The organism is Mycobacterium sp. MAC_080597_8934, from assembly GCF_000523975.1.
GTDB classification, from domain to species: Bacteria; Actinomycetota; Actinomycetes; order Mycobacteriales; family Mycobacteriaceae; genus Mycobacterium; species Mycobacterium avium.
This window is the reverse complement of sequence record NZ_JAOS01000008.1, coordinates 1-4,223: the sequence shown is the minus strand read 5'-3', so window position 1 is coordinate 4,223 and position 4,223 is coordinate 1. Positions and strand designations below refer to the sequence as shown.

The window sequence follows — 4,223 nt, the reverse complement described above, 5'->3', positions numbered from 1 at the left end:
TGGTGTCCATCGAAGACCCGCTGTCCGAAGATGATTGGGACGGCTGGGCGGCGCTGACCGCGTCGATCGGCGACCGGGTGCAGCTCGTCGGCGACGACGTCTTCGTCACCAATCCCGAACGCCTGGAAGAGGGTATCGAGAAGGGCGTCGCAAATGCGTTGCTGGTCAAGGTGAATCAGATCGGCACGCTGACCGAGACGCTGGACGCCGTCGCGCTGGCCCACCACAGCGGCTACCGCACGATGATGAGCCACCGCAGCGGTGAAACCGAGGACACCACGATCGCCGACCTGGCGGTGGCCGTCGGCAGCGGGCAGATCAAGACCGGAGCGCCGGCCCGCAGCGAGCGGGTGGCCAAGTACAACCAGCTGCTGCGGATCGAGGAGGCGCTCGGCGACGCCGCGCGTTACGCCGGCGACCTGGCCTTCCCGCGGTTCGCGTTGGAGACCAGATAGCTTGCCCGCCAAGCCCGATCCGAAGCGCCGCTCCCCGGCATCGCGGCCGGGGAAGGCCGGCGATTCGGTTCGGCGCCGTCGCGCGGCCAAGCCGTCGCAGACCGTCACCGCCCGCAAGACCGCCCGGGCGCAGCACGAGCCGGTGGTCGAACCCATCGTGCGGCAGGCCGCCGAGTCGGTGGAGCAGCGCTCCGAGCAGCGGCTGGGTTTCACCGCCCGGCGCGCGGCGGTGCTGGCCGCGGTGATCTGCGTGCTGACGTTGACCATCGCCGGGCCGGTGCGCACCTATTTCGCCCAGCGCACCGAGATGAATCAGCTGGCCGCCAGCGAGGCGGCGCTGCGCCGCCAGATCGCCGACTTGGAGCAGCGCAAGGCCAAACTCGCCGACCCGGCCTATATCGCGGCCCAGGCCCGCGAGCGGCTCGGCTTCGTCAAGCCCGGGGACATCCCGTTCCAGGTTCAGCTTCCGCCGACCGCCGCCGAACCCACCCAGCCGGGATCGCCGTCGGCGAAGCCGGTCAACAACGACCCGTGGTACACCTCGCTGTGGCACACCATCGCCGATGCTCCGCACCTGCCGCCGGCCAATCCTGCTGTCCCGCAAGCTCCCCCGGCCGAACCGGGTCCGCCCGGTCCGGTTCCGCCGCCCGCACCGAATCCCGCGGGTCCCGGTGGTTGATCGCGCCGACCTGGATGCGGTGGCGCGTCAACTCGGGCGTGAACCGCGCGGGGTGCTCGCCATCGCCTACCGGTGTCCCAACGGCGAACCCGGTGTGGTGAAGACCGCGCCGAAACTCCCTGACGGAACACCGTTTCCAACGCTGTACTACCTGACGCATCCCGCGCTGACGGCGGCCGCGAGCAGGTTGGAGACGACGGGGTTGATGCGGGAGATGACCGAGCGGCTGAGTCAGGACGCGGAATTGGCGGCCGCGTACCGGCGTGCCCACGAGTCGTATCTGGCCGAACGGGACGCGATCGAACCCCTGGGCACCACGTTTTCGGCCGGCGGCATGCCGGACCGGGTCAAGTGCCTGCACGTGCTGATCGCTCATTCGCTGGCCAAGGGGCCGGGCGTGAATCCCTTTGGGGACCAGGCGTTGTCGATCCTGGCCGCCGATCCCGCGCTGGCCGGAGTTTTACAGGAGGGCCGATGGTGACCGGCAGGCTCGCGGGAATCGACTGCGGCACCAACTCGATCCGGTTGCTGATCGCCGACGTGCGCGACGGCCGGCTGCGCGACGTGCACCGTGAGACCCGGATCGTGCGGTTGGGTCAGGGTGTGGACGCGACCGGGGAGTTCGCGCCGGAGGCCATCGCGCGCACCCGCGCGGCGCTGAGCGACTACGCGGATCTGCTGAAACAACATGGTGTGCAGCGGGTGCGGATGGTGGCCACGTCGGCGCCCGGGACGTCGGCAACCGGGCCGACTTCTTTTCCATGACGGCCGACGTGCTGGGCGCGGTGCTGCCCGGTGCGGTGGCCGAAGTGATCACCGGCGCCGACGAGGCCGAGCTGTCGTTCCGCGGGGCGGTCGGCGAATTGGACAGTGCGGCCGGTCCTTTCGTGGTCGTTGATCTGGGCGGCGGGTCGACGGAGATCGTGGTCGGCGGCAGTGACGGGGTGACGGCGAGCCACTCGGCCGACATCGGCTGCGTGCGGCTGACCGAGCGATGCCTGCATTCCGACCCGCCGACGCCCGAGGAGGTGGCGCTGGCCCGTCAGGTGGTGCGCGAACGGCTCGAGGTCGCGCTGGGGGTGGTGCCCGTGGAAGGGGCGCGAACCTGGGTCGGGGTGGCCGGGACGATGACCACGCTGTCGGCGCTGGCTCACGATTTGCCGGCGTATGATTCTGCGGCCATTCATCTTTCGCGGGTGAGTGGGCGGGATCTGCTGGCGGTGTGCGAACGGCTGATCGGCATGACGCGGGCCCAGCGCGCGGCGCTGCCGCCGATGCATGCGGGGCGGGCCGACGTGATCGCCGGAGGCGCGGTCGTGGTGGAGGAACTGGCGCGGGAGTTCCGTGCCCGCGCGGGCATCGACGAGCTGACGGTCAGCGAGCACGACATCCTGGACGGCATCGTGCTGTCCATCGCGGGGTAGGCCACTTGGGTCACGGACGTCTCCGCTGGAGGTCCCCCACGGACGTCCCCGCTGGAGGTCCCTCACGGACGTCCCCGCTGGAGGTCCCTCACGGACGTCCCCGCTCGATGTCCCTCACGGATGTCCCCGCTGGAGGCGAGGTGTTAAGTGCCCGCCTCTGAGCGACAACCGGGGATGTCACACCGTGTGGGACGGTTCGGCAATGAATCGACTACTACTCAAGGGAATAGAGCTGCGCTACGTGCTGGCGATGCAGCTGGCCGTGCACGGACCGGCCGACATCGGCGAGCTGATCAAAGCGCTTGACTGGCATGGCTTTTGCGTGCAGGCCGGCCGTCGAAGGCGGTGTCGGATGCGCTGCGTTGGGAGATCGTGCATGGGCGGGTACGCCGGCTCGGCCGGGCCGATACGGCCGGCGGCATGCCGCGCTCCACCGAACACCGAATCCATCAGCGTGTCTTGGCCTGCGTGAGGCGGCCCGTTGTCGCTGTGAGGCGGGCACTTAACCGAGTGCCCGGCGCGGGGACGCGAGTGGCCGGTGGGGCTGGCGAGGCGGTAGTGCCGGCCGCAGCCCGCACCGCAATCGCCTCGCTCACGCCTCGAATCGATACCCCATGCCGATTCGGTCAGCAGGTGTTTGGGGTGCGACGGGTCGTTTTCCAGCTTGCGGCGCAGCTGCGCGAGATACACACGCAGGTAATGGTTTCGGTGGCATACGCCGGCCCCAGACCTCCTTGAGCAGCTCCTCGCGGCGACCAGCTTGCCCGATTGCGGACCAGCACCTCGAGCATCCCCACTCGGTGGGGTGAGGTGCACCTCGCTGCCGTTCTTGGTGACCTTCTTGGCGGCCAGGTCGACGGTGAACGACTCCGTTTCGACGACCGGCTGTTCCATCTCGGAGGCCGCGGTGTTGCGGCGCACCGCCGCCCGCAGCCGAGCCAGGAACTCGTCCATCCCAAAGGGTTTGGTGACGTAATCGTCGGCCCCGGCGTCCAGCGCTTCGACCTTGTCCGACGAATCGGTGCGGGCGGACAACACGATCACCGGCGCGGTGAGCCAACCGCGCAGCCCGCCAGCACGTCGATCCCGGAGATGTCGGCAGCCCGGTGGGGGTGAGGTGCACCTCGCTGCCGTTCTTGGTGACCTTCTTGGCGGCCAGGTCGACGGTGAACGACTCCGTTTCGACGACCGGCTGTTCCATCTCGGAGGCCGCGGTGTTGCGGCGCACCGCCGCCCGCAGCCGAGCCAGGAACTCGTCCATCCCAAAGGGTTTGGTGACGTAATCGTCGGCCCCGGCGTCCAGCGCTTCGACCTTGTCCGACGAATCGGTGCGGGCGGACAACACGATCACCGGCGCGGTGAGCCAACCGCGCAGCCCCGCCAGCACGTCGATCCCGGAGATGTCCGGCAGCCCGAGGTCGATCACCGGCGCGGTGAGCCAACCGCGCAGCCCCGCCAGCACGTCGATCCCGGAGATGTCCGGCAGCCCGAGGTCGAGGATCACCACGTCGGGTTTGTGCTCGGCGGCGGCCCGCAACGCGCCCGCGCCGGTCGACGCGGTGACCACCTCGTACCCGCGCACCGACAGGTTGATGCGCAGCGCGCGCAGGATCTGCGGCTCGTCGTCGTCACCAAAACGCGAGTCATCTGCGCCGCTCCTCAGCA

3 protein-coding genes and 4 pseudogenes are annotated in these 4,223 nt (G+C 69.5%); 5 read left to right on the top strand and 2 right to left on the bottom strand.

From position 1 onward, the window contains the following. The 5 genes and pseudogenes from NF20_RS06165 to NF20_RS26015 form a co-directional block, all read left to right on the top strand. Nucleotides 1–455, top strand: a 455-nt coding sequence (locus NF20_RS06165; protein ID WP_033717229.1) for an enolase C-terminal domain-like protein, incomplete at its 5' end; no start/stop codon positions are given. Nucleotide 456: 1 nt separating this feature from the next. Continuing rightward, on the top strand, nucleotides 457–1,134 hold the full coding sequence (locus tag NF20_RS06160) for an FtsB family cell division protein (RefSeq protein ID WP_023873943.1): 678 nt from the start codon (nucleotides 457–459) through the stop codon (nucleotides 1,132–1,134). Then, nucleotides 1,127–1,615 (top strand): DUF501 domain-containing protein, encoded by a 489-nt coding sequence (locus tag NF20_RS06155; RefSeq protein ID WP_003872730.1) that lies wholly within the window; start codon nucleotides 1,127–1,129, stop codon nucleotides 1,613–1,615. Before NF20_RS06160 ends, NF20_RS06155 begins: the two co-directional genes overlap by 8 nt. Further along, nucleotides 1,609–2,558 (top strand): annotated as a pseudogene (locus tag NF20_RS06150) (exopolyphosphatase). Before NF20_RS06155 ends, NF20_RS06150 begins: the two are co-directional and overlap by 7 nt. Before the next feature lie 184 nt (nucleotides 2,559–2,742). Beyond that, nucleotides 2,743–3,064 (top strand): annotated as a pseudogene (locus NF20_RS26015) (hypothetical protein). Nucleotides 3,065–3,150: 86 nt separating this feature from the next. On the opposite strand, the pseudogene NF20_RS06145 reads toward NF20_RS26015, so the two are convergent. Together NF20_RS06145 and NF20_RS26010 are read right to left on the bottom strand one after the other, a co-directional pair. Then, a pseudogene (locus tag NF20_RS06145) lies at nucleotides 3,151–3,655 on the bottom strand (winged helix-turn-helix domain-containing protein); the annotation flags it as partial. 14 nt (nucleotides 3,656–3,669) lie between these two features. Beyond that, nucleotides 3,670–4,205, bottom strand: a pseudogene (locus tag NF20_RS26010) (response regulator); the annotation flags it as partial. Between the last annotated feature and the right edge of the window lie 18 nt (nucleotides 4,206–4,223).